The organism is Kitasatospora sp. SC0581 (assembly GCF_048159585.1).
GTDB lineage: Bacteria > Actinomycetota > Actinomycetes > Streptomycetales > Streptomycetaceae > Kitasatospora.
Window position 1 is genome coordinate 1 of record NZ_JBLRWA010000175.1, and the last position, 405, is coordinate 405.

1 pseudogene is annotated in these 405 nt (G+C 51.1%); it reads left to right on the forward strand.

The features are described 5' to 3' along the window. Positions 1 to 405 (forward strand): annotated as a pseudogene (locus ACLWS4_RS37645) (hypothetical protein); the annotation flags it as partial.

Below are 405 nucleotides of genomic sequence, written 5' to 3' on the forward strand. Positions count from 1 at the left end.
GGCAGAAGCCAATACCGGCGCAAAAACTTTGAAAGCAAATCTTGAAAAGCTGGCATCCGGTTCCATTACTTTTACAAAAGGCCTTTCCGACGCAGCTTCAGGCGCTGAAAAACTGGCATCCGGCACATCCGATTTGAGTACCGGCCTGAACCAGCTTTCGACAACAGGCAGCCATTCTTTATTGGCGGGCGCTCTAAAACTGCAAAAAGGCGCGGGCGAGCTTGAATCCGGAAGCAGCCTGTTAACATCCAAGCTGAAAGAAGCGGAAACAGCCATACCGGCAAAGCTTGTTCAAGGCACCTCCAATCTCAATGCAGGCATTACGCAAATGAAAACGGAATTGCCGGGCAAAGTCGCAAAAGGCGTTTCCGCCGAACTCAATAACGGCGTCGGACAAATCGGGAG